A 26249-nucleotide genomic window follows, 5' to 3' on the forward strand; every position below is an offset into this window, starting at 1 on the left:
TTTTTCTAGTTTTTTACAGAGATTGTAAAGGTATAACTTGCTGAATTGGATATATTTAATAAAATTTTAAGACAAAACGTTAATTTTATTGAATTATCTATGAAAAAGCTCGCAGCGTTTTTAAGCGCATTCCTAATACTTATTTCCCTTAACTGTTTTGGTCAGCTTAAAGACAACATTACTGCTTCTTCGGTTAAAGGAAAAACAGTAATACTAACAGACAATCTTGCTTCTAACAGCGATTATGTCATCAAATCGTATTATGTAGAAGAAAAGATTAATAAACTTTTTGGCGGTAGAATTACAACTTATGAAGTGACCAAATTGGATATGGTTTATACCAACGATTTGGGGCCAAATAATACAAGAACTGTGATTCCGAGATATGTGAAGAAAAAACAGAAAGCAACGGCAAGTTTAACCCATCCTGAAACTTCTGTTGAGACTCCAATAATTTCTGCAGAACCAGTTAAAGATGTTGTTACAGCTCCGGAGAATGCCGCAAATTACGTAAACGTAGATGTAACGAGTACGTATCAAAAAGTTTTAGATAAAGGCTATAAAACGCCAGAAATGCTTCAAAAAGTGGCAGACCGACTTTACTTTGAAGGAAACCTTAATACTGCAGCTGGATATTACGAACAGTTGTTTATTCTGGTCAAAGACCCGGATGTTATTTATTACTATAGATATGCACAGTCTTTAAAAGCAATTAACCAATTTGAAAAAGCAGATCTTTTGATGAAAAGATTTAAGAGTGAGACTTTGGTGGCGAAGTAATTTCTGGTTCAAAATTTCCTAAATTATTTTTGGAATCAAAACATTTAAATAATCAGGAATATTACTGATATGTAAAACTTTTCCAGATTCAATAGATAAAATATGCGATGGCTTTTCTAGATATTTAGAAGAATCGTATAGATCGACATAATCAAAGAAATTAAAAAAAGAGTTTAAATTATTGAATCCCTCATAATAACGTTTTTGTATTTCACTATCAGGAACAAAATGACCTCCATTTTCTACACGAATGGCAACCCTTTTTTTAGCCTCTTGAATTGAGTCAAGACAAAGAAAAATTAAATGTAAATCATATCCATTGTTTTTAAACAATTCTGGCCAATGAAGAGGGGTTGAGTTAAAATTTGTTTCATAGCAAAAACTAGATTTGTTTTCAATAGCATCTTTAATTTGACTTTTAAGTTCTTTAAAAGCCATTCGATGCGCCATTAAGTCTCTTATATCTGAATCCATCAAGGAATTGTAAAACCTTAAAAATTCAAGATCATAATCAAAAGGAGTAAAATTGTCGGGAGAAAGAGGTTTGGAAAAAGTTGACTTTCCAGATCCATTACATCCTGCTATAACAAGTAAAAGAGGTTTAGACATTCTTGAACTGCGGAGCTATTGGTGGTTTCTTTTGATCTTTACCTAAAGCAACATTTTTTTCATATACAGCAACTTGTTTTTTAACAATAGGCATTGCTTTTTCCATTTGTTTTAAAGCAAACTGAATTCTTTCGGTAGTATTTGAAATGTCTATCATAATGTTGCAAATTTACAAAAAATATAAATTGAAAGTAAAAAAAGACTCTTTAAAACAAAGAAACAGAGTGCATTAATTGTGTTTGAATAGGTATAAAAAAATACCACTTACAATTTGTAAGTGGTATTTATTAAGCTCCCCCTCTTGGGCTCGAACCAAGGACCCTCTGATTAACAGTCAGATGCTCTAACCAACTGAGCTAAGGAGGAATCACCTTAAAAGGTTTGTATGTTTGCTAAAAAAAGTTGCTCCCCCTCTTGGGCTCGAACCAAGGACCCTCTGATTAACAGTCAGATGCTCTAACCAACTGAGCTAAGGAGGAAAGTATTGCTCTTTTTAGCGAGTGCAAATATAAAACTATTTTTAGTTTCTCAAAAACATTTTCACTCTTTTTTTGACTTTTTTTTACTTGCCTACAATGGCTTTGTAGATGTCGTTTCCGTTAGCAAATAGTAACAGTGAAATAAGTAAAACAAAACCAACCATTTGCGCATTCTCTAGGAATTTATCGCTTGGTTTTTTACCGCTCACGATTTCATACAATAAAAACATCACATGTCCACCATCAAGAGCCGGAATTGGCAATAAATTCATTACTCCAAGCATAATTGACAATAAAGCAGTGATGGACCAGAAAACTTCCCAACTCCATGAAGTAGGAAAAATATTAAAAATAGCAGCAAAACCACCTACTTGTTTGTACGCTTTAGTTTCCGGATTAAAAATCATTTTCAATTGTTTTCCGTAACCTACTAACTGATCTTTACCTTTTTCAAGACCAACCGGAATAGATTCGAAGAAACCGTATTCTTTAGTACTGATTTTATAGTAACCTAATTTCTCTAATGATTTTAAATCTAAACCACCGACAACTACACCAAGTTTTCCTTCTTTAGTTACTTTTAAATTGATTGGAGTTTCTTTTAAATCACGTAAAACAACAGCAGAAATTGCTTTTCCTTTATTAGAATCTAAAATTGCTTTCGCTTCATCAAAATATTTAATCTTTTGTCCGTTAAGAGAAAGAATTAAATCTTTTGGTTTTAAATTTTGATTTGGAGAATCCTCAGCCACTTTTCCAATTGCATAAGGTTTGCGTATTCCGATAAGTAATCCTTTTTCGGTTTTAGAAAGCTGATCTACAAAATCAGTTGGCATTGTGATAGTTTGTTGTTTTCCGTCTCTTTCGATTAAAACATGTTTTGCCATGATGACATTCATGTTCATATCACTGTCAAAATTCTCAACAGTTTTTCCGTCAATAGAAATAATTTTATCACCAGTTCTAAAACCGGCTTTAATCATAGCAGGATTGTCAATTGCTACACCATCTTTTAAATCAGCATTTGCAATATAAGTGTCGCCATAAGCGAAAGCCATTCCGATATAAATAATAAATGCCAGAATAAAGTTCACTGTAACACCACCAAGCATAATAATTAAACGTTGCCATGCCGGTTTAGTACGAAATTCCCAAGGCTGTGGTTCCTGAGCCATCTGCTCTTTGTCCATACTTTCGTCAATCATTCCGGAAATTTTCACATAACCTCCCAACGGAAGCCATCCGATACCGTATTCTGTTTCTCCGATTTTCTTTTTGAAAAGTGAATATTTAACATCAAAAAACAAATAAAATTTTTCGACTCTTGTTTTAAACAATTTTGCAGGGATAAAATGCCCTAATTCATGAAGAATAATAAGTAAAGATAAACTCAATAGAAATTGAGAGAGTTTGATAACTATATCCATTTTTTATTTTTAGTTCGTATTTAACGCACAAAAGTAGCGTTTTCTATTTTAATTTAAGACCGCAAGATAATGTTTAAGATTTTAAATGTTTGTTAATAATTGCCTTAGTTTTTATTAAACAAAAAAACAAACAAGATCTTGCTTTTTGTATTAGTATTTCATTATTCCACAATGTTACAAATGTCCTATTCTGATATTTTAAAAACTTTTCATGGTACCTATTTCTAAACTTCCATTCTAACTTTCATAATTCCATAAAAACATGACAATTATTAACTATTAAAAAATGAAAAAATCATCAAATTATTTATTAATGTTTAAACTTCATGTCATGAATTTTATTAAACAAATTGAAAGAATCAAAAAGATCCATAAGCTAATTTGTGGAGAAAAAACGGGTGCACCAATTGCTTTTGCACAAAAACTTCATTTAAGCAGAAGCCAGCTTTATAATGAATTGGAGACTATTAAAGAATTTGACGCTCCTATTAAATACTGTAAAAAAAGGGAAACCTTTTATTACGAAACGCCATTTGAACTAGTATTCAATTATTCATTCAAAATCATTAAAGATGATGAATCCCGAGAAATTTTTGGAGGCTTGAACTTCCGTCCAATTTTATTAGACGGAACTCTGATAAGTTTGCTCTAACAAAATAGTTCTCGAGAAAATAATTTTGTTGAAATTATTAATTAACCATTTAAATTTTAAGATTATGAATTTAGAAGAATTGAATTTAGTTGAGCTTAGTACTTATGAAGTGCAGGAAGTTGATGGAGGATGCCCAGTTTGTATGTGGTTACAATATGGGCCTCATATTACTTCTTTTCTTCAAGGATTAACAGGAATATATTAATTTAAAACTTAAAAATTATGTTAGTAGAATTAAATGATACAGAATTAAATGAAATTGAAGGAGGATGCCAAGATTGTTTTGAAGCAGGACAAAGATGGAGAAGGGCTATTGAGCTAGGTTGTTTAATTTTATTGTTTCTTTAAAAAAAATCAGTTGAAACTTCCTGAAAAGGAAGTTTCTCCTTTTCATAACCAATGTTAATCAAAAAGATGAAACTCTTTTAAATTGTATTGTTTAATTTAAGGTGAGATAATCGAGAGGTTAATAATCAATCAAATTATTAAATTCCTTTTTAGGATAAATAAACTTTAATATATGAAATTTTTAAAATATGTTTTTTTAGTGCTAGGAGTATTATCTGCGATTGGATTTATTAATTCATTTTTTAAAACGGAGTTGACTCACGAATTATTTTTCTTTAAGGCTAATATCTGGATTTACAGAATTTACCAATTAACACTAGCAGCTGTTTTTATTGTAGCCTATTTTAATAAAAAGGATAAAGAAATATAATTTATTGAATTCTATAGTAGTTTAGACTATTACGGTTTTTTTATCAAAACATTAAAGTCAGATTGTCGATGAATTTCAGCTCAGACCCAATAAATACTCTCGAAAATCTTATCTCAAAAAACAAAACAAAAAGTTTTTCAATCTACTTTATTATTCTCTTAGCAATTCTATTTTTTTTAGGATTACTGCCTGTAATTAAAATTGACATCAGCAGTCAGAGTCGTGGAATAATTCGCAGCAAAACAGATAATGTTCCTGTCTTTACAGTAATAAGTGGCAGAGTGAATGAGATAAATTTAAAAAACAATGTCTTTGTGAAAAAAGGAGACACACTTTTAAAAATTTCTAAAGAAAATTTGGAAAGCGATAAAAGAACTCAAGATGTATTATCGAATTCTGTTTCTTTATTACTAAGCGATATTAATAATTTACTGAAGAATCAAACAAAAAATTTGCTTACTTCTACAGCACGAGAAGATTTATTAAAATTTCAATCAGGAAAGAACGAACTGCAAAGCAAAATTTCGCAAGCGCAAATCAATTATGATCGTAATAAAATTCTTTATGATAAGGATATTATTGCAAAAGCAGATTTTGAAAAACTGGAGTATGAATTGCGTTTAGCAAAACAAGCCTTGCAAAGTTTTACAAGCCAGCAAAAAGCAACTTGGGAAAACCAAAAAAGAGATTTAGAAGAGCGTTTAAAAAACCATAATGGGACCATTGCTAAAATAAATGCTGAATCAAACAATTATGTCGTTTTAGCACCCATTTCTGGCACAATCGAAAGTTATTCAGGCATTCAAAAAGGCTCTTATGTAAATGCTTCACAAGCTATCGCAACAATTTCTTCGGCTGATCATCTAATTGTGGAAAGTAATGTTTTTCCGAATGATATTGGTTTGATAAAGAAAAACCAAAAGGTAAAATTTCAATTAGACGCATTCAATTATAATCAGTGGGGATTACTGGAGGGAAAAGTAATCGATATTGACCATAATATTACTATGCAAGGAGATCAGGCTTTTTTTAAAGTTCGTTGTGCTTTAGATTCTAAAACTTTAGAATTGAAATCAGGTTACAAAGCCAATGTCTCTAAAGGAATGACTTTGACCACAAGATATATTATAACTCGCAGAAGCCTATTCGATTTGTTATTTGACAAGATTGATGATTGGTTAAACCCAAAACAACTAAAATAATGGCTTCCATAAAAATAAAACAACATGATATTCAAGATTGTGGAGCTGCCTGTTTGGCCTCTATCGGAAATCATTTTAAAGTCAATCTACCTATAGCCAAAATACGTCAATATGCCAGTACAGATAAACGCGGTACGAATGTAAAGGGAATAATCGAAGCCGCTGAAAAAATGGGGTTTACTGCAAAAGGAGTAAAAGGCGGTTTTGATGCTCTAGATAAAATTCCGCTTCCCGCTATCGCTCATATTATTACAAAAGAACAACTGCATCATTATGTTGTCATTTATAAAGTTGCAAAATCTACCATTACAGTTATGGATCCAGGTTTTGGTAAAATGGAGACTTATACTTTCGAAGAATTTCAAAAGGTTTGGTCAAGTGTTCTGATACTTTTTGCACCAAATGATGATTTTAAAACATTAGACGAAAAAACTTCTCCAATAAAAAGGTTTTGGAGTTTAATTCAGCCGCATAAAACTATTTTAATTCAGGCTTTAGTTGGAGCAATAGTGTTTACCGTTTTAGGATTGGCAATGTCAATTTATATTCAAAAAATCACCGATTATGTTTTGGTTGATGGAAACAAAAATCTGCTGAATTTACTGAGTGTATCAATGATTGCAATTATTTTGCTTCAGGCTTATATTGGTTCAAAGAAAAGTGTATTTGTTATGAAAACGGGGCAATTAATAGATGCAAAATTAATTCTGGGTTATTACAAACATCTCCTCCATCTTCCGCAACGTTTTTTTGACACCATGCAGATAGGAGAAATTACTTCAAGAATAAATGATGCTGTAAAAATTCGCTCTTTTATAAATGAGACTGCGATAGAAATGATTGTAAATGTTTTTATTGTTGTTTTTTCATTTGCTTTAATGTTTACCTATTATTGGAAGTTGGCTTTGGTAATTGTTTTGGTTATTCCTTTCTATGTTTTAATTTACTTTCTGCTCAATAAATTCAATAAGAAAGTTGAAAGAAACATCATGGAAAATGCGGCAGAATTGCAAACTCAATTAGTCGAAAGCATTACACATGTTCGAACGGTAAAAGAATTTGGGATTGAAGAATTTTCAAATTTAAAGACAGAGAATAAATTTGTAAAATTGTTGTTTACTACTTATAAATCAGGATTAAATGTAGTTTTTGCAAATACTTCAACACAGTTTTTGGCTTCTGCTTTTACTGTGATTCTAATGTGGATTGGTTCTGGCTATGTAATTGACAGAGCGATTACTCCTGGAGAATTATTCTCCTTTTATGCTTTAATAGGATATTTTACTTCGCCGGTTGCTTCTCTTATTAATATGAATAAAACAGCCCAAAATGCTTTGATTGCTGCAGACAGGCTTTTTGAAATTATGGATTTAGAAAGAGAGGAAACTGAAAATAAAATCGAATTACAAAAAGAAAACTTAGGAGATATAAAATTCGAGAATGTTTTTTTTCGTTACGGATCTCGTACCGAAGTTTTCAAAAACTTTAGTGCAGTATTTAAGAAAAACCAAACAACAGCTATAGTTGGAGAAAGTGGCAGTGGAAAAACAACTCTGATTTCTCTGCTTCAAAATTTATATCCAATAAAGGAAGGTAAAATTTTTATTGGAGATTATGATACGCAATTTATCCATTATCAAAGTTTAAGAAAAATAGTGGGTGTTATTCCGCAGCAGCTTAACCTCTTTTCTGGAAATATCATTGAAAATATTGCTTTAGGAGATTCGTTTCCTAATGTTCAAAGAATATTAGATTTATCAAAACAATTAGGCATAACGGATTTTGTGGAAAAACTGCCAAATGGTTTTGAAACTCAAATTGGAGAAAATGGAGCAATGCTTTCTGGAGGTCAAAAACAAAGAATAGCAATTGCAAGAGCCTTATATAAAAATCCAGAGATTTTATTAATGGATGAAGCAACAGCCTCTTTAGATACAAATTCAGAACAAATTGTAAAAGATGCGATCGAAGATTTTAAATCACAAGGAAAAACGATAATTGTTATCGCACATCGTTTAAGTACAATTGCAAATGCTGATACTATTCTGGTAATGAAAGACGGAACTATTGTAGAATCTGGAAATCATTCAGATTTGTTGGAACAAAAATCTGAGTATTATAATCTTTGGAATAAACAGCATGTGATTTAAATGTTTGTTAATTAATAAACATTTAAATATCTCGTTTTAACAAGATGCCGTAACTTTACTTTTTAAACATTACCTTATAATAATAGGTAGTATAAAACCATTAAAAGTTACAAGTATGGCTTCACAATTATTTTCTCCTTTAACTATAAAAAATATTACTTTAAAGAATAGAATTGCGATCTCTCCAATGTGTCAATATTCTGCCGAAGACGGTTTTGCAAATAACTGGCATTTGGTTCATTTAGGAAGTCGTGCCAGCGGAGGCGCAGGTTTAATTATTCAGGAAGCAACTGCGGTTTCTCCGGAAGCCAGAATTTCTCCTTCAGATCTTGGGATCTGGAAAGACGAACATATTGAAAAACTAAAAGAAATCAACCAATTTATTGTTTCGCAAAATTCGATTCCGGGAATTCAATTGGCACATGCCGGACGAAAAGCCAGTGTTTCGGCTCCCTGGCTGGGTAATAAGAAACTGGATTTCGCTCAGGGCGGATGGCAAACTGTTGCGCCGAGTGCGATTCCATATCACGATAACGAACCTTTTCTTCCAGAAGCTTTAGACAAAAACGGAATCCAAAAAGTGATTTCAGATTTTAAAACGGCAACCAAAAGAGTAGTCGAAGCAGGCTATCAGGTTTTGGAAATCCACGCAGCGCACGGTTATTTATTACACCAATTTTTATCGCCTTTAACGAATGTAAGAACAGATGAATACGGTGGAAGTTTTGAAAACCGAATCCGTTTTACGCTAGAAATTGTAGAAGCAGTTCAAACCGAATGGCCTTCAAACTTACCTTTGTTGGTTAGAATTTCAGCAACCGACTGGGCAGAAGGCGGATGGAATCCAGAAGAATCTGTGAAGCTTTCTAAAATATTAAAAGAAAAAGAAGTAGATTTAATTGATGTTTCGTCAGGCGGATTGGTTTCGCATCAAAAAATTACGCTTGGCCCAGGTTATCAGGTTCCTTTTGCAGAAAAAGTAAAGAAAGAAGCGAATATCACAACAGGAGCAGTTGGTTTAATTACAGAAGCGAAACAAGCTGAAGAAATCTTAAATAACGGTCAAGCCGATTTGATTTTATTTGCCAGAGAATCATTGAGAAATCCTAACTTGCCTTTGGATTTTGCCAAAGAACTAAACGCCGATATTCAATGGCCAAAACAATACGAAAGAGCTAAAATTTAAATTTTATAAGTCACGGATTCACAGATTAAAATGATTTTTTAAAATATTTTTTCGCCACGAATTTCACTAATTAGCACAAATCGTTATGTTCAAAAACTTAAAATAATTCGTGTAAATTCGTGCAATTCGTGGCAAAAAGAAATCCTTTTTAATCACATTAATCTGTGGCCGAAAAAAAAACATAACAACATGCAGAAAATAAAAACAGCATTATTATCGTACGGAATGTCGGGGAAAGTTTTTCACGCTCCGTTTTTAGATATTCATCAGGGATTTGAATTATTAGGTTCTTGGGAAAGAAGTAAAAAACTAATTCAGGAAGATTATCCATACGTAAAAAGTTATGCCACTCTGGACGAACTTTTGGCAGACGATGTAGATCTGGTAATCGTAAATACACCAGTCGGAACACATTATGAATATGCGAAGAAAGTACTTCTGGCAGGAAAACATGCTGTGGTCGAAAAAGCTTTCACCACAACAGTTGCAGAAGCAAAAGAACTGGCAAAGATTGCAAAAGATAAAGGACTGAAATTGGCCGTTTTTCAAAACAGAAGATGGGACAGTGATTTCAAAACCGTTAAGAAAATTATAGATGACGGCGTTTTGGGAGATTTAGTAGAAGCCGAATTTCATTTTGACCGATATAATCCCTTGTTGAGCCCGAAAGCGCATAAAGAAACGGCTAATGATGGCGCGGGAGTTTTGAAAGATTTAGGGCCACATATTATCGATCAGGCCGTGAGTTTGTTTGGTTGTCCGAAATCAGTATTTGGAGACATTCGCGTAACAAGGGAAAACTCTGTAGTTGATGATTGGATCGATTTGACTTTGTTTTATGCCAATTTCAGAGTGAGAATAAAAGCAGGTTTTTTTGTGAGAGAAGCCAATCCGGCGTATACGCTTCATGGAAAAAAAGGTTCGTTTTTAAAACCTCGCGGAGACGTTCAGGAAGACGATTTAAAAGTAGGTAAGAAACCAAATTTGGATTCCTGGGGAACAGAAGATGAAAGTCTACAGGGACTTTTACATACTGAAATAGATGGTAAAATTTTGAGAGAAAAAGTACCAACACTTCAGGGGAATTATTTCAGTTTCTTTGATGGTGTTTACGATTCTATTGCAAATCATAAACCAGAACCCGTTACTGCAGATGAAGGCGTAAAAGTAATGCAGATTATAGAAGCTGCCATTGCAAGTAACGCGCAGCAAAAAGTAATTAGCATATTGTAAGGATTCCAATTATTTATAGATAGTAATATCATTCCGTAGGAATGTTTCATTGGTAGAAAAAAATAATATCGAGTAGATTTCGTGCCGTAGGAACGTTTGATATGTTGGAATGTAGAAAATGATGTCAAAATCAAATGTTTCTGCAGCACAATCAAAACATAAAAAAGAAGCTATATCAATTTTGATACAGCTTCTTTTTTGGTTTCAAATTAAAAAATGAAACAAATTATAATTCTACTAAACCCGAAAAATTGTAATTTTAATAAGAAGATTTCAATTAATAACCTTCGAATTTATAAACAATAACGTTGTAAATTGTGGATAACCCCAGGGGCTATGCACTTTCACAACCGTTTTTAGTATTTTTGAAAATATCCAAACAAAATTCAATATGCTGATAAACTTTAATCCATTAGCGCTTTTTCAAACCAAAGGAAAAATCAAGAAAGTATTTAGAGAAGCAAAAGCTTCTTATTTAAACCGAATTCGATTGGCCGTTGGAATGTTTTATTTTGGAATGGGTTTAAGTTTTGCAACCTGGGCGAGTCGAATTCCGGATATTAAAACAGCCTTGCATTTAACCGAAGGTGATTTGGGTTCTATACTTTTTGCGCTTCCGGTTGGACAATTGACTATAATGCCGTTTTCAGGAAAAATGGTAACTAAATTTGGGAGTCATCGTATTTTGATTTTCTCTCTTATAATGTATGTTTTCTGTCTTATTAATTTAGGATTAGCAACAACAGCATTACAATTATCTCTTGGATTATTTTTGTTTGGTTTGTTTGGAAATCTTGCCAATATTGCTGTAAACACACAAGGCGTTTATACCGAAGTTTTATTCAAAAAAACAATTATGTCATCGTTTCATGGGATGTGGAGTTTTGCAGGATTCACAGGCGCATTGGTTGGATTGGGGATGTTGACTTTAAAATTAAATCCGTTGCATCATTTTATAATTGTTGGAATCATTGTTTTATTGATGGTGGCATTTAATTTCAAATTTTTGGTCAGAGCCAAAGAAAAATCAAAAGCCAAAGACGAGAAAAAGAAGTTATTTGTAAAACCCGATTCTGCGTTGCTGTGGTTGGGTGTTATCGGATTCTGTAGTATGGCGAGCGAAGGCGTTATGTTCGATTGGAGTGGTGTTTACTTTAAAGATATTGTAAAAGCACCGGGACCTTTGGTTGTTTTAGGTTATACTTCTTTTATGATTATGATGGCAAGTGGTAGATTCCTTGGCGACGGCTTAATTAATAAGTTTGGTCGCGAACGTGTGATGCAGATTAGCGGCGTTATGATTTCGGCGGGACTTTTTACAGCTGTTTTTCTTCCTTATATTATTCCATGTACCATTGCTTTTATGTTTGTTGGTTTGGGAGTTGCTACTATTGTTCCTACCGTTTATAGTATTGCAGGCAAAAACCCCACGGTTCCTGCTGGCGAGGCTTTAACAATTGTTTCGAGTGTAAGTTTCCTTGGGTTTTTAATGGGCCCACCAGTAATTGGACATATCGCTCAAAGTTTTGGATTGCAGTTCTCTTTTGCCTTTATCGGAATTTTTGGAGTGCTGATCGCTTTTATGGTTTCTAAAATTAGAACGACAGCTTAATTTCAATATAAAGCTTTTATTAAAATTATAAAATCCTAAATAAATTTGTAAGAATTTATTTAGGATTAAATATTTTGTTTATATTTGAATGGTAAGCATCTTGTTTAACATTGAAATTTTTCCAAAAACCAATTTTATCTTTTGAATACAGGATTAGAATCCTAAAGTAATTTTCAAAGTAAATTGGATTTTTAATGGAAAAAAAATACGCAGCCTTCCTCATTTTATTGGTTTTTAATCTTGTTGATGCTCAGCAGGAAATAACAGTTACAGGAATTGTAATCGATGTCCGAACACAAAATCCGTTGGAAAATGTAGTGGTGACGATACAGAATACAGCTGTAATGCAGCTTACTTCAAAAACAGGGAAATTTGAACTTCATATATTTCCAACCAAAGAACAATTGCTTTTGTTGAGAAGCCAAGGCTACAAAGATCTCCTTTTAAAACTCCAGTTTACTTCAGGGCAAAATATAAATCTTGGTATTTTACAATTAGAAGATACTTATTCAGATGAAGTTCCTGCGGCCTTAATCACATTGTCTGACAATGATTTGTCTGAAGATAATGGTTCTTCTGAAATGACATCAGGTCTTTTGCAGTCTTCGAGAGATGCTTTCATGCAGGCATCGGCTTTTAATTGGGGACAAGCCAGATTTAGAGTTCGTGGTTTAGACAGCGAAAATGCCACAACAATGCTCAATGGCATGACCATGAATAAAATCTACGATGGCAGACCGCAATGGAGCAATTGGGGAGGATTGAATAATGTACTTCGAAATCAGGAATTTTCAGTTGGAACTAGTGCGTCCAGTTATGCTTTTGGCGGAATTTTAGGTACACAGCAAATTGCAACAAGAGCTTCATTATACCGAAAAGGAAGTTCACTTACCTTTTCTGGAAGCAATGGAGCTTATACTTGGCGTGGAATTGCAACAGAAGCTTCAGGAATGAATTCTTCGGGCTGGGCGTATGTAATTTCGGCTGGAAAACGATGGGCCGATGAAGGTTATTTTGAAGGAACCAATTTTGATGCAGATTCCTTTTTTCTTAGTGTTGAAAAGAAATTGAATACTAAACACGCTCTAAATTTTACAGGGTTTTATACGCCAAATTCACGAGGAAAAAATTCTCCGAATACCGCTGAGGTTAGCGATTTAATGGGAGAAAAATACAATTCATACTGGGGATTTCAGAGTGGAGAAAAACGTAATGCAAGAGTGAAAAATGTAGAAGAACCAGTTTTGATGCTGAATCATTATTTTAAAATTAATGAGAAAACAAATCTGAATTCAGCGGTTATGTATCAATTTGGAAAAGTTGGAAACAGCAATATTGATTATCAAAATGCCGATAGTCCTGATCCTGTTTATTACAGAAAAATGCCGAGTTTTTTTAGTTCGTTATATGCGAAAGATCATGGCGAGTTTTCAGGAGAATTTACGCCAGATTATGAAAATGCAGGAAAAAGTAAAATCACTTTTTTAGAAAATTCCCAGATAGATTGGAATGCAATGTATCTCGCCAATCAAAAGCCAGCAGCTAATGGTTATGAACCCTCAAAAAGTCATTATGTTTTGTACGAAGACAGAACCGACGACAAGACTTTTGCAATCAATTCAAATCTAAATTCTCAGTTAGCGCCCAATATTTCTTTTGATGGAGGATTTGCTTTTCGAAAACTAAAATCCCATAATTATCAGTATTTATTGGATCTTTTAGGCGGAGAATATTTTGATGATATTGATCCGTTTTACAAAGGAAACCTTTCGCAATCTGATTTACTTCATCCAGATAGAAAGGTAAAACAGGGAGATATTTACGGCTATAATTATAATTTTTTAGCCAATACTTTGGACATCTTTACACAATTTAAATTTACATATAACAAGACTGAATTTTATTTGGCACAATCGTATTCGATGTCCAATTATCAAAGAGAAGGATTGTATCAAAACGGACTTTATCCAACGAATTCTCTAGGAAAAAGTGAGAGCATAAATTTTGAAAATTTTGGTTTTAAAGGAGGATTCACTTATAAAATTTCAGGGAAGCAGTCGTTGTTTTTTAATGCGGCTCATTTGACAAGAGCGCCTTCGCTTCGAAATACTTTTTCGAATTCAAGATTAAACAATTCGATAGTGGACGGAATCGAAAGCGAAACGATTTCCAGTGCTGATGCCAATTATGTGTATCGATCACCAAAACTAAAACTACGTTTAACAGCTTATTATACTTTAATTAAAAACAGCCCCAAAACCTCTTTCTTTTATGCCGAAGGAATTTTTGATGATGGAGCAGGTTATGATGCGACAGATGCTTTCGTAAACCAGACTTTGACACATTTGGATAAGAAAAATATAGGAACAGAATTGAGTTTCGAATATCAGCTTTCTTCAACAATAAAAACCACTTTAGCTGTAGCTTTTGGAAATTATGTTTACAGCAGTAATCCAAATGTAACGATCACTAATGATGCTAATGCTGCAATAGAAGGGAAACAGAAGATTTTTGATTTTGGAGAAGCTTACCTTAAAAATTATAGACAGCCAGGAACTCCTCAGCAGGCTTATTCGTTTGGATTAGAATATCGAGATCCAAAGTTTTGGTGGATTGGTGCAAATGTTAATTATTTGGCTGAAAATTATATTGATGTTTCACCTATTTCGAGGACATCACAATTCTATATTAATCCTGCAAACGGTTTTCCTTTTCCCGAAGCAACTTTTGAAAGAGGGAATGAACTCCTAAAGCAAGAACGATTTGATCCTGTAATAGTATTGAATGTCAGTGGCGGTAAGTCATGGCGCATTCATAAAAAATTTATTGGACTTTTTGCAAGTGTCAATAACGCGCTAAATACAATTTATAAAACAGGCGGTTTTGAACAGGCTAGAAATGCCAATTTCAGAGCCTTGAATCAGGATGTCTCCAGCGGAACCCCTTCTTTTGGTCCAAGATATTATTACGGTTATGGACGAACTTATTTTTTAAACCTCACGATAGGTTTGTAAATCAAAATTTAATGGTCATGAAAAACACATTTTTAAAAGTATTTTTTGGAATTGTATTAATAGTAACAATCAGTTGTAGTAATGAAACAGAAACACCAAAATTGGTGTGCACACAGCCAGATTTAACAGTAAATAAGACCGTAGAAAAAGTATATGAACTCTCCAGTAATACAGCAAAACAATATTTGTATGATGATATAATGGAAGCTTATGTAATTTCAAGTGATGAAGAAGGGAATTTTTTCAAAACAATTTATCTGCAGACAAAAGCAACAGATAAACTTCTGGCAATAGGTTTTAGTGTTCCGGTTGATGCATCCAATACTTACATTGATTACAGGCTTGGCAATAAAGTGTATGTAAAGCTTAAAAGTCAGTTTACAGATTTGTATTATGGCGGATTAAGAATTGGAAGTTTATATGTAAGCAATGCAGGCGATCCGACAATTGGAAGAATTTCTCAGAATGAATATAAAAATGTACTAAACGCCTCGTGTACTATAATTGATGAGAATCAATTAGTTGAATCGCTTTCTATTGAAGAAGCACTTAATGACAGCAAATTGAATACTTTAATAGAACTGAATGATGTTGAGTTTACTGAAGCTGCATTGGGACGTCATTACTTTGAAGAATCAAATAATGTTGGCGGATCTACCAATTGGAATTTGAGAGATAAAACCGGTAATCAGATTATTTTAAGAACCAGCAGTTATGCAAAATTTGCAGATCATTTTGTTCCTGAAGGAAGCGGAAAAGTGAGAGGTATTATAACAAAATTTGGATCGGATTATCAATTGATGATTCGTTCGGAAAATGATGTCGAGATGAATGGAAAACGCAACACACCCTTTTTTGCAGAAGATTTTCAGTCGGTTAAAAACAATGTCAATTTTGCATTGCCGGGCTGGAGCAATATTGTAGAAAAAGCCACTAAATTATGGAAAAGCATGTTGTATTCCGGAAACGGTTATGCCGAATTTAATACCACAAGTACAACGGCCGCCGAAAATGTTGCCTGGCTAATTACTCCGAAAATAAATTTAACAGGTTATAAAAATGCTGTTTTATCTTTTAGAAGCGCGCAACACGATTTAAAAGTAGATTCGTCTTTAAATACATTGGAAATTTATGTTTCGACCAATTTTGATGGTTCAAATGTGACTAAAGCCAAATGGACAAAGCTTGAAGCAAAAGTTCCTTCACTTTCAAATCCTTCCCGTGAATTTATGAGTTCAGGTGGAATTGATCTTTCAGCTTATACTGGAAATATTTACATCGGATTTAAGTATATCGGCTCAGGAAAAGATAAAACGTTAAACGGAGCTTTTATGGTGGATGATATTAAGATATTTGGAGAAAAATAAGATGCAGTTTTTATTTTAATAAATAATGAGTTGGTTTTTAGAGTTTTATTGAAAAGTTTGTAGTTTTTGGATTTCAAATCCCTGAAATCTAATTGAATTTTGTATTTTGGTCATCCCAAATCAATACAAAAACAAATATGAAAACCTACTTTATTGCCATCTTAATGATGGTGTTTCCATTCTTGATGCATAGTCAGGATGATGTTAAATTAAAGCAGATTAACATTGTAAAAACAAATTACCAAAACTCTAAAGACGGTGAAATTGTTAACAAAACAATGGTCTTTAAAGAGGGCAAACTTCAGACAATCACAACTTCAGATGTCGTACAGCATTTCTATTACAATAAAAACGGATTATTAGATATGACCGTTAAAGATAAAATAGGAAGTGACTGGAAAGAAGTAATTAATTACACTTATAACACTGATAATAATATTACCAAATTTGTCAAAAAATATCAGGAAGGGCCAAATTACATTACCAAAACCGTTTCGTTTGTTTATGAAGGAGCAAGGGTAAAAGTAACCACTAAAAAAAGCACTAATCATCAGAATTTAGTAGATGATATCGAATATTTGGTTGAAAACGGTATCATTGTAAGACGTACTTCTCGTGATAGAAATAAAGCTATCATTGGAAAATTAGAATACGTTTATGTAAACGATAACGTATCTAAACACAAAGGTTTAGTTGGAGATAAAATCTCTAAATCGTATACTTATGACGATAAAAAATCGGTAGATCAGTTAATTGTTCAGGGGCTTTTTGGTGATAATTACAGAGTAATTGTGCCTATGATTTCTTACCACGAAGACGAGTTTGAATTTGAATCTATTTCATACAATAATGAAATGAACTTTAGTCCATCATCAACAGCATTAGTTGCGGTAAGCAGAAAATACAAATACAACAAATTAAACTTTCCAATTTCCTGTTCCCAAATTGAAGAGAACGGAATTGTAAAAACGGAAAAAACGTTTATTTACGAGTAAACGTTTCATACTGAGAGACCAATTCAGATAAATGGAATTTTGTTGAGGTAAAACTTAACGAGGTTCCATTTTTTATTGCTTGTAAGCAGTATATAAATTTAAAAACGAAATTGTATAATTGATTGTAGCTTACAAATCATTAAATTTGCAGCTTATTCAAGATTATGTTAGAAAAAGAAGTTATAAATTTTGAGAGAACCGTAATTGTCGGTATTGTTACTCAAAATCAAAGTGAAGAGAAACTAAATGAATATTTAGACGAATTGGAGTTTTTGACGTTTACCGCAGGAGGTGAAGTGATTAAACGCTTTTCGCAAAAAATGGAACGCCCAAATCCAAAGACTTTTGTGGGTACAGGAAAAATTGATGACATTAATCTTTTTGTAAAAGAGAACAAAATATCGACTGTAATTTTTGATGATGAGCTTACGCCTTCTCAACAAAAAAATATTTCCAGAATTATTGATTGTAAGATTCTGGACAGGACGAACTTGATTCTGGATATTTTTGCGCAAAGAGCTGAAACTTCGTATGCAAGAACTCAGGTAGAATTGGCTCAGTGTCAATATTTGTTACCAAGACTTTCGGGTTTATGGACACACCTTGAACGTCAAAAAGGAGGTATTGGTATGCGTGGACCGGGAGAAACAGAGATCGAAACAGACAGACGTATTGTGCGTGACCGAATTTCGTTACTGAAAGATAAAATCAAAACGATTGACAAACAAATGAGTATTCAGAGAAGCAACCGTGGCGCAATGGTTCGTGTGGCTTTGGTTGGATATACCAACGTTGGAAAATCGACTTTGATGAATGCAATTGGTAAAAGTGATGTTTTTGTTGAGAACAAATTGTTTGCGACTTTAGATACAACGGTTCGAAAAGTGGTAATTAAAAACCTGCCATTTTTACTTTCAGATACTGTTGGTTTTATTAGAAAATTGCCGACACAATTGGTAGATTCTTTTAAAAGTACACTGGATGAGGTTCGTGAAGCCGATTTACTTTTGCATGTAGTAGACATTTCGCACCCGGATTTTGAGGATCATATAGAATCTGTAAACAAAACGCTTCAGGAAATTAAAAGCAATGATAAGCCAACAATTATGGTTTTTAATAAAATCGATGCTTACAAACACCTGACAATCGAAGAAGATGATTTGATTACCGAAAGAACCAGAAAACACTGGACACTTGACGAATGGAAACAAACTTGGATGAGTAATGTTGGAGAAGATAATGCATTGTTTATTTCGGCCAGAAACAAAGAGAATTTTGAAGAATTCAGAGAAGTTGTTTATGAAGCCGTTCGACAAATTCATATTACACGTTTTCCTTATAACAAATTCTTGTATCCTGATTATAAAGATGCAATTGAAAAAGAAGAAGAATAAACAGATATTTTAATAAGCGAAAAACTCCCAAAATTAACTTTTTGGGAGTTTTTTTATTTCTATTGGAATGAAAATTATGCTTTTTTCAATTCTAATTTTTCATCATCCGGAGAGGTATAAATATCATCAGATTCGCTTTCGTAAGGTTTGAAAGTTCCATCTGCAATTTTCTCTACCATGATAAGTTCTCCTTTATATTTCTTGAAAGAAATTTCTCTTCCATCGGTAGTTTTTACATTAAACTGATTCCCGTTAGGCCACATATAACCTGCATTATCAGTTCCTTCGTAAATTGAAATAGACGGAGAATAAGAATCAAGACTAACGATACTTCCACCACCGCTTGAAGCTGGTTTGAATCTTGTAAATTCAAAAGTTCCTGTAAAAATTTTCTTTTTATAGTAAGCTGTTCCTTTTAAAACAACAGCATATGCAGTTCTGGAATTTATAGTTTCAATTTTGTGTTTGAATTCAGTTTGATTAACAAACTTTAAAATTTGAAGATTCTTTTTAGCATTATCAGGCCACATACTCAAAAGTCCTGCTCCCTCTTTAGCAACCGCTAAATATTCTTCTGCTTTTGGGAAATTAACTTTAAAAATTTCAATTAAACTTAAATTCAGGTAGATAATTTTGTTAAGATCCTTGTCTTTAATTTTTCCGAATGTTTTTCCAATGAAACTTTTGTAATAGGTTTCCATTTCATCTAAATACTTGTCCTCAAATGATAATGCCTGAAGTTTAGCCAGTAATTCTTGTGTTTTAGTATTAAATTCTACTAATTCAGGAAAAGCTTCACATTTTTCAAAAACTCCGTAATTAAAAGTTAATTCAACATCGTTTTTAGTGATAAGATATCCATCTAATAAATCGTAAGCCTGTTGGCACAAAGCATTTGCCATTTCAGTTTCTTTTGCGCCTCCCTTAACTCTGTCTAAAGCTATTGTTCGGTTAACATTTGCCATCGTAATGATCTCATCGTTTTTTCCTAAAATTATAAAGTTAAGATCACCATTAACACTTGGTCTCCCTGTTGCATCGGCTTGATATTTTGAAGGAATAAAACCTACTAAAATCTTTAAATCTGGGCTGATAGAGTCAATTTGTTTGTCGTTTTTGTATTTGTCAAGAGTGATGTCTTTTTGAAAAGTTTCGTTTGGAAGAATAATCTCTCTTGATCTGTCCCATTTGTTAATTCCCTGAATAACGATATTGTATTTTTTAATAGAATTAAAATACTCTGATTTTGGAACCGGGATTGTGAATTTTTTAGTTTCCGTATCTGTTTTTTGAGCAATTACCGCTGCAGAAAATAGCAGGAATAACAAGGTAGTTTTGATTTGAGTCATGTATTTAAAATGTTTAGGATTGAGGCGCTAAAAATAATCTTTTTGAATTAAAATTATTCTATTTTTGTAAACAAATTTCTAATAAAAAAAAATCAATAAATCCTTAAAATAAACCCAATTATTAACAAATTAAACTATGAAAAAAATTACCCTACTAGGAATGTTATTACTTTCCGGTTTGTCTTTTGCCCAAAAGGTAGACTTAGATCGTTATTATTTTAATGTTAGCTATCAGGAGCTACCTAAGACGATTGTTCCTTACGAACAGAGAACTTACGCAACAAATATTATTACAGATGGACCAATCTCTAATTTATTTCCAAGTGCAAGAGTTTTAAACAATCAGCTTAACATATATGGCTGGAAAAAGGTTGAAGGCAAAGCTGATCTTACGGTAGATCTTAATCTGGCAGATTTCTACGAAGAAGGAACAACTGTAGAAACCAGAAAAGTGGAAGAGAAAGATAAAGACGGAAAAATAATCAAATCGTATAATATGTACACTTTGGTTACAACTTACAGAGGTAAAGGTTATGCAATAGTAAATGCTCCTGTTGTTGCAAAACCGGTAGTAGCGGCTGCACCTGTTGAAGCACCGGCAAAACCGGCAAACAGATTTTTGAAAAGTACAAATCAGGATGCTCCGGCTGCTGAAGCTCCTACGGGAAACACTTTGAAATTTAACTTCTCAGATCAATATGTTTACAAAACACCTGAAAATACTAGTCAGTCTTTCCTTGAAAGAGAGAATGCAAAAAACAGAGGTGTAAATTTAGAAAAGAGATTGAGAGAATATGTTGATAAAGCAATTAACTCGGCTAATACTCAGTTAAATTACAACTACGGTTTTAAACCTATTAGTTTCCAGGAACAATTATGGATTATGGATTCTAAAGAAGAAGAAGGCGCTATACAAAAAGAAGCTATTGAAGCGGTTAAAACACAGTTTGCTACTATGAAAGCAGATCAGCCTATTGATAAATTAACTGCCGATTTACAGCCTTTGATTGAATATTTTGAGTCTTTAAAAACAAAATATAAAGAAGATAATAAAGGAAGCAGAAAAATTAGATATTCAGCTTATTACAATTTAGGAAAAATCTATTTATACTTAGACCAGCCTGAAAAAACAATCAAAGAAGGAGAAGGTTTAATTGCAAACGATTACGATAAAGGAGATGGGAAAGATTTGATTTCAAGTGCCAAAAAATTAATCGAAAAATTTGATGCGGTACAACTTAGAACGAGACATAATCCGTCATTGTAATTTTTAAAGGAATACCAAAAAAGAGCTGTTCGTTTTTCAGAATGAACAGCTCTTTTTTTATGTTTTAAATCTTAAAATCCGAAGTTTACTCCTAAACCAAATACTTGTCTGGTTTGAAGTCCTCTGAAAGCATTATCATCATATATTGCCTGAAAAGCAAAATTTGCAGACAAGAATTTGTTGATTTTCATGATGATATTCAAAGAATAGTTGATATCTACATTTTGAGGATCTTCCAGATAATTAGAATATAAATTAAGTGTGTTTTCTGCCGTTACATTTGTCATAATGGCTAATTTATAATAAACTGATGCATAGAAAACCAGTTCGTATCGCATAGTTTTACCTTCATCAACACCAAAATAATCCCCATCAACATACGGTAAGCCTGTAAATCTGTCTATTCCGCTTGTATAAGCATTGTCTACAAACGTAAATTTTGAAGTTAAAGGGGCAAAATTTATTTTCAGATTTTCATCTTTAGACCAGTAAATACCAGGTCCAACAGTCAGATATCCAGGAGACATAAATTTAGTTTGTTCCGTTCTGATTTCTTTTCCGTTGGCATCCTGTCCGTAAATATATCCCGTTGTAAACTGAGTTCTAAAATTTAAGAAGAAAGAGTAATACCATTCGCCAAAAGCTCTTTTTCCCACGATTGAATTAAACTCTAAACGGTCATCTGTTTTTTTGCTGAAATCTGTATTTTTGGTTTGCAATAAACCATACGAAGCCAGTACTTTGTTATCCCAGGTAACATCGTCTTTTTTGTAATTGAAATCATAGTTTATACCTAAAGTTCCGGAAAAACTGTCTTCACCACCCGCTATCCAGTTGTTGAAGCTTGATTGGTTTAATAAAAGGGAGACTGTTCCTTTTGCTTTCCAGCCGTCTTTCTCAATTGTGTCATTGAGCTTTTTTACGGCTTTTTCGGTATTTTGGGCTAATTCTTTTTCGGTATTTTGGGACTGAACAAAAGTAAGGTTTGCTAAAACGAAGAGTAATAAAAAGATCTTTCTCATGGTATTTAGTTTAAGTGTATTATCAAATATACTAAAAACCAATCGAAAGATAAAGGTTCACCAGTGGTTATTGCAGGTTATTTCTTAGATTGTTTGTATAGAGGTACTGCAGAACAAGCCTCTCCGTACATGATGCTTCGTGCAAATTGCTGAAGATTATTTGCTGCTAAAATATAAGCACGCATTGGAACTGGTTTTCTGGAACAGCCCTTTACAATTACAGGTTTGTTTTCATAAACTGAATAATCAATTTTACTCAGAATTTCTTCGTAAAGGCTTGCATCAAGATCTTCGATAGTTCCGTTCACTACTTTTTTGGCAAAAGGAGCTAAATGTACTCCCACTAAAATTAATGCCCAAGCAGGAATAATAGCATCTGTACTGCAATTTACAGCAACATATTGATCTTGGTATTGCGACCAATCGTGATTTTTAAGGTGTTCTCTAAAGTCTTTTTCTTTCAATAAAAATCCTTCCAAAAGCCATTGCGAAATGTCAATCTGCACACGTATTCCTTTTGGATAATAATCTTCTAAATCAAAAACTTCTAAAGCACTATTGGCAACTTTATTGATGATTTCTTCCATGATTTTTCTAGTAAACAGTGGTCAGTTTTTTAGTATTCAGTAATTTCTGAACACTAAAAAACTAAATACTGAACACTTTTTATTAAAGCATTCCTAATTCTAATTTTGCTTCTTCGCTCATTAAATCTTTACTCCAAGGCGGATCGAAAGTAATTTCAACGTCGACATCTTTGATGTTTTCGATTGTTTTTACTTTTTCTTCAACTTCTCTTGGCAGACTTTCTGCAACAGGGCAGTTTGGTGAAGTAAGTGTCATAAGGATTTTTACTTCGTAATCTGTGTTTACCATTACGTCGTAGATTAATCCTAATTCGTAAATATCTACAGGAATCTCAGGATCGTAAATGCCTTTTAAAACTCTTACGATTGATTCTCCTAATTCGTTTGTGTCTATTTCTTGTTCCATTTTGTATTTGTTGTTTTTTACCATATAAGTGATATAAGTTCATTTAAAAACTAAACTTAGCCATTATGGTTTTATGTTTTATTTTAATCTTCTAGCCAGCGATATAATTCGTTGACATATGTTTTTTGACCTTCGTGATAAATGTTAGTAACATTAAAATTTATCATTAAACCAATTGGAGAGTTTAGAAGTTTCATGTAAGACATCAGTTTGGCTATATGTATCGGAATAATTTGATCAACAGCCTTTAATTCCAAAACCAAACAATTTTCAATAAACAAATCACACCTTAAATCTGATTCTAATTCCAAACCTTTATATTCAATTGGAATTTTTAATTCTGATTGAAAATTAATTCTTCTTAAAGATAATTCTTTAATCATACATTGATGATAAATATTTTCTAAAAGCCCTGCTCCAATTCTTTTATGAACTTCAATCGCTGCCCCATTAACCTGATAAATTAGCTCAGTTAAATATTTCTTTGTTATCATTTGCTTTTTTAAGCAATAATAGCGAAAAAAAAGAAAGGTAAAACCTACTTTTATTATTTTGCAAAAATAAGAAAAATTTAAGTTTTGCTTTAAATGAACTTATATCACTTATATGGTTTAATTAAAAAATTTAATTTTTGTTTTTTGCATCAAAAGCCAAAGCGTACATTTTGATGTTTTTGATCATCGAAACCAAACCGTTTGCACGTGTCGCCGATAAATGTTCTTTTAAGCCGATTTCATCTATAAAATCAGTATCTGCTTCCAGGATGTCTTTTGCTTTTTGATTTGAGAATGCACGAATTAAAATCGCAATTATCCCTTTGGTCAAAATAGCGTCACTATCAGCAGTAAAAACAATTTTATCGCCTTGTTCTTCACCTTGCAACCAAACTTTAGACTGACAGCCTTTGATTAAATTATCGTCGGTTTTGTATTCTTCTTTGATTAACGGAAGACTTTTTCCTAATTCGATGATGTACTCATAACGCTGCATCCAATCGTCGAACATTGAAAATTCGTCTATTATTTCGTTTTGTATTTCTTTTATCGTCATAATTATTCTTTAGAAAAATCAACTAATAAATTTACCAGTTTTTCTATTTCTTTTGGCGGAAAACCATTGTCGAAACCAGCTGTTTCGTATGTTTTTCCATCTTTAGTTATTTTTAAATTTCCTATTGCAGCACCATCATAAGTACGTTTGTCAGTTGGTGCTTTTAAGGAAGAAAGATTCTCTAAGTTAACTTTTGAATAAGCAGTAACAATTTCATTCCATTTTGCATCATCAATCTTGCTTTGAACAGCTTCTGCATTACGTTCTTTGGTTACTGAAACTGATTTATTTTGTACTACAATGCTTTTGTAATAACCTCTGGACATTGCTGAATATTCAATTTGAGTTGAAGTCATATCTGTTTTTTTCTGACTGCAGCATCCAGTCGCAACAAAAAGAGTTAAAAGCAATAAAGACAATATTTTCATACAATAGATTTTTAGCTTAACATAGTTTGGGCTTTCTTAACTGCATCAACCATTAAATCAATTTCTTCTTTTGTATTATAGAAAGAAAACGAAGCACGAATCGTTCCCGGAATACAGAAGAAATTCATAATTGGCTGTGCACAATGATGTCCGGTTCTAACGGCGATTCCAAGTTTATCTATAATAGAACCAACATCATACGGATGAATTCCATCAATATTAAACGAAACTACAGAAGCTTTATTTTTTGTGTTTCCGTAAATTCTAATGCCTTCAATTTCGTTAAGACGTTTTGTTGCGTGTTCTAATAATTCATTTTCGTATTCATGAATTTTATCAAAACCAATTTCGTTTAAATAATCAATTGCAGTTCCTAAAACAATTCCGCCCGCGATGTTTGGCGTTCCGGCTTCAAATTTATGAGGAAGTTCTGCGTAAGTTGTTTTTTCGAAAGTAACTTCTTTAATCATTTCGCCACCACCTTGATAAGGAGGAAGTTTATTTAGCCATTCTTCTTTTCCGTAAAGAATTCCAGTTCCTGTTGGACCGCACATTTTATGGCCAGAAAAAGCATAAAAATCGCAATCTAACTCCTGAACATTTGGTTTTAAATGCGGAACTGCCTGCGCACCGTCAATTAAAACTGCAGCTCCAACAGCATGCGCTTTATCAATGATATATTTGATTGGATTGATTACCCCCAATGCATTTGAAATATGATTTACAGTAACGATTTTCGTTTTGTCCGAAAGTAAAGCATCAAATTCTGAAATGATTAATTCACCATTTTCATCAATTGGAATTACTTTTAAAGTTGCTCCGGTTTTTTCGCATAACATCTGCCAAGGCACAATATTACTGTGATGTTCCAAAGAAGAAACTACCACTTCATCACCAGGTTTTAAAATCGAAGCAAAACCGTTTGCAACTAAATTGATTCCGTGTGTTGTTCCCGAAGTAAAAAGCACTTCATGAGCATGTTTTGCGTTGATATGGTCTTTTACTTTTCCGCGTGAAATTTCGTAAGCATCAGTAGCTAACTGGCTTAAAGTGTGAACGCCACGGTGAATGTTAGCGTTGATTTCGTTATAATATTTTACTTCTGCATCAATCACAACTTGTGGTTTTTGCGAAGTAGCTCCGTTGTCGAAATATACTAATGGCTTTCCGTTTACAGTTTGTGAAAGTATCGGGAAATCAGCTCTTATTTTTTGAATATCTAGCATGTCTTATTTAGAAAAAATCTATTTACAAAAGTACTAAAACTAAATTTGTTTATACAGTAATTCTATAATTTCCTTTTATGACGCCATTGTCACAAG

At 32.9% G+C, this 26249-nt stretch carries 26 protein-coding genes and 2 tRNA genes; 15 read left to right on the plus strand and 13 right to left on the minus strand.

Annotated features, from left to right (window positions below):
• Positions 1-99: 99 nt before the first annotated feature.
• On the plus strand, positions 100-780 hold the full coding sequence (locus tag HYN56_RS05915; RefSeq protein ID WP_109191333.1) for a hypothetical protein: 681 nt from the start codon (positions 100-102) through the stop codon (positions 778-780).
• A gap of 18 nt (positions 781-798) precedes the next feature.
• Here HYN56_RS05915 and HYN56_RS05920 read toward each other — a convergent pair whose 3' ends face one another.
• From HYN56_RS05920 to rseP, 5 genes are all read right to left on the minus strand, one after another.
• Positions 799-1389, minus strand: a complete 591-nt coding sequence (locus tag HYN56_RS05920) for a zeta toxin family protein (RefSeq protein WP_109191334.1) — start codon at positions 1387-1389, stop codon at positions 799-801.
• On the minus strand, positions 1382-1546 hold the full coding sequence (locus tag HYN56_RS25025; RefSeq protein WP_167398280.1) for a hypothetical protein: 165 nt from the start codon (positions 1544-1546) through the stop codon (positions 1382-1384). Before HYN56_RS25025 ends, HYN56_RS05920 begins: the two co-directional genes overlap by 8 nt.
• Before the next feature lie 135 nt (positions 1547-1681).
• Positions 1682-1755, minus strand: a tRNA-Asn gene (locus tag HYN56_RS05925).
• Between the two features lie 39 nt (positions 1756-1794).
• Positions 1795-1868: transfer RNA gene (locus HYN56_RS05930), tRNA-Asn, on the minus strand.
• An 83-nt stretch (positions 1869-1951) separates the two neighbouring features.
• The gene (rseP, locus tag HYN56_RS05935; RefSeq protein ID WP_109191335.1) at positions 1952-3295 is read right to left on the minus strand and encodes an RIP metalloprotease RseP; all 1344 of its coding nucleotides are present in this window, start codon (positions 3293-3295) and stop codon (positions 1952-1954) included.
• Positions 3296-3581: 286 nt separating this feature from the next.
• On the opposite strand from rseP, the gene HYN56_RS05940 reads away from it, so the two are divergent.
• The 13 genes from HYN56_RS05940 to hflX all read left to right on the plus strand — a co-directional run bounded on the left by HYN56_RS05940 (position 3582) and on the right by hflX (position 18818).
• Positions 3582-3947 (plus strand): hypothetical protein, encoded by a 366-nt coding sequence (locus tag HYN56_RS05940; protein ID WP_240622660.1) that lies wholly within the window; start codon positions 3582-3584, stop codon positions 3945-3947.
• Positions 3948-4011: 64 nt separating this feature from the next.
• Complete coding sequence (locus HYN56_RS05945; protein WP_109191337.1) at positions 4012-4152, plus strand: bacteriocin; 141 nt, start codon at positions 4012-4014, stop codon at positions 4150-4152.
• 17 nt (positions 4153-4169) lie between these two features.
• On the plus strand, positions 4170-4295 hold the full coding sequence (locus HYN56_RS05950) for a bacteriocin (RefSeq protein WP_109191338.1): 126 nt from the start codon (positions 4170-4172) through the stop codon (positions 4293-4295).
• A 172-nt stretch (positions 4296-4467) separates the two neighbouring features.
• A complete protein-coding gene (locus tag HYN56_RS05955) occupies positions 4468-4665 on the plus strand; it encodes a hypothetical protein (RefSeq protein WP_109191339.1) in 198 nt (65 codons plus the stop codon).
• Positions 4666-4733: 68 nt separating this feature from the next.
• Positions 4734-5867: an HlyD family secretion protein gene (locus tag HYN56_RS05960; protein ID WP_109191340.1), complete on the plus strand. Its 1134-nt coding sequence runs from the start codon at positions 4734-4736 to the stop codon at positions 5865-5867.
• Entirely contained in the window at positions 5867-8017 is a 2151-nt protein-coding gene (locus tag HYN56_RS05965) for a peptidase domain-containing ABC transporter (RefSeq protein ID WP_109194737.1), read from the plus strand. The genes HYN56_RS05960 and HYN56_RS05965 overlap by 1 nt, the downstream gene beginning before the upstream one ends.
• A 115-nt stretch (positions 8018-8132) precedes the next feature.
• Entirely contained in the window at positions 8133-9203 is a 1071-nt protein-coding gene (locus tag HYN56_RS05970; protein WP_109191341.1) for an NADH:flavin oxidoreductase/NADH oxidase, read from the plus strand.
• A gap of 189 nt (positions 9204-9392) precedes the next feature.
• Positions 9393-10436 carry a Gfo/Idh/MocA family oxidoreductase gene (locus tag HYN56_RS05975; RefSeq protein WP_109191342.1) on the plus strand — a complete coding sequence of 348 codons (1044 nt, stop codon included), beginning with the start codon at positions 9393-9395 and terminating at the stop codon, positions 10434-10436.
• A gap of 391 nt (positions 10437-10827) precedes the next feature.
• Positions 10828-12048: an MFS transporter gene (locus HYN56_RS05980; protein ID WP_109191343.1), complete on the plus strand. Its 1221-nt coding sequence runs from the start codon at positions 10828-10830 to the stop codon at positions 12046-12048.
• A gap of 194 nt (positions 12049-12242) precedes the next feature.
• Entirely contained in the window at positions 12243-15062 is a 2820-nt protein-coding gene (locus HYN56_RS05985) for a TonB-dependent receptor (RefSeq protein ID WP_109191344.1), read from the plus strand.
• Positions 15063-15079: 17 nt separating this feature from the next.
• Complete coding sequence (locus tag HYN56_RS05990) at positions 15080-16429, plus strand: DUF5689 domain-containing protein (RefSeq protein WP_109191345.1); 1350 nt, start codon at positions 15080-15082, stop codon at positions 16427-16429.
• A gap of 137 nt (positions 16430-16566) precedes the next feature.
• Positions 16567-17424: a hypothetical protein gene (locus tag HYN56_RS05995; RefSeq protein ID WP_109191346.1), complete on the plus strand. Its 858-nt coding sequence runs from the start codon at positions 16567-16569 to the stop codon at positions 17422-17424.
• Positions 17425-17588: 164 nt separating this feature from the next.
• Positions 17589-18818, plus strand: coding sequence for a GTPase HflX (gene hflX, locus HYN56_RS06000; RefSeq protein ID WP_109191347.1), 1230 nt, complete (start codon positions 17589-17591; stop codon positions 18816-18818).
• A gap of 74 nt (positions 18819-18892) precedes the next feature.
• On the opposite strand, the gene HYN56_RS06005 is transcribed toward hflX, so the two are convergent.
• Positions 18893-20167, minus strand: a complete 1275-nt coding sequence (locus HYN56_RS06005) for a hypothetical protein (RefSeq protein ID WP_109191348.1) — start codon at positions 20165-20167, stop codon at positions 18893-18895.
• Positions 20168-20303: 136 nt separating this feature from the next.
• Between HYN56_RS06005 and HYN56_RS06010 the strand changes: the two genes are divergently transcribed.
• Positions 20304-21434 carry a hypothetical protein gene (locus HYN56_RS06010; protein WP_109191349.1) on the plus strand — a complete coding sequence of 377 codons (1131 nt, stop codon included), beginning with the start codon at positions 20304-20306 and terminating at the stop codon, positions 21432-21434.
• A 71-nt stretch (positions 21435-21505) separates the two neighbouring features.
• On the opposite strand, the gene HYN56_RS06015 is transcribed toward HYN56_RS06010, so the two are convergent.
• The 7 genes from HYN56_RS06015 to HYN56_RS06045 form a co-directional block, all read right to left on the minus strand.
• Positions 21506-22456, minus strand: a complete 951-nt coding sequence (locus tag HYN56_RS06015) for a DUF3078 domain-containing protein (protein ID WP_109191350.1) — start codon at positions 22454-22456, stop codon at positions 21506-21508.
• A gap of 77 nt (positions 22457-22533) precedes the next feature.
• Positions 22534-23043: a DUF2480 family protein gene (locus HYN56_RS06020; RefSeq protein WP_109191351.1), complete on the minus strand. Its 510-nt coding sequence runs from the start codon at positions 23041-23043 to the stop codon at positions 22534-22536.
• An 82-nt stretch (positions 23044-23125) separates the two neighbouring features.
• Complete coding sequence (locus HYN56_RS06025) at positions 23126-23449, minus strand: SUF system Fe-S cluster assembly protein (RefSeq protein ID WP_012023258.1); 324 nt, start codon at positions 23447-23449, stop codon at positions 23126-23128.
• A gap of 83 nt (positions 23450-23532) precedes the next feature.
• Entirely contained in the window at positions 23533-23943 is a 411-nt protein-coding gene (locus tag HYN56_RS06030) for a GxxExxY protein (RefSeq protein WP_109191352.1), read from the minus strand.
• Positions 23944-24073: 130 nt separating this feature from the next.
• Positions 24074-24499 carry a SufE family protein gene (locus tag HYN56_RS06035; protein ID WP_109191353.1) on the minus strand — a complete coding sequence of 142 codons (426 nt, stop codon included), beginning with the start codon at positions 24497-24499 and terminating at the stop codon, positions 24074-24076.
• Positions 24500-24501: 2 nt separating this feature from the next.
• A complete protein-coding gene (locus HYN56_RS06040; RefSeq protein ID WP_109191354.1) occupies positions 24502-24927 on the minus strand; it encodes a hypothetical protein in 426 nt (141 codons plus the stop codon).
• A gap of 11 nt (positions 24928-24938) precedes the next feature.
• Positions 24939-26153 carry an aminotransferase class V-fold PLP-dependent enzyme gene (locus tag HYN56_RS06045; RefSeq protein WP_109191355.1) on the minus strand — a complete coding sequence of 405 codons (1215 nt, stop codon included), beginning with the start codon at positions 26151-26153 and terminating at the stop codon, positions 24939-24941.
• Positions 26154-26249: the final 96 nt, after the last annotated feature.

This window comes from Flavobacterium crocinum, assembly GCF_003122385.1.
GTDB lineage: Bacteria > Bacteroidota > Bacteroidia > Flavobacteriales > Flavobacteriaceae > Flavobacterium > Flavobacterium crocinum.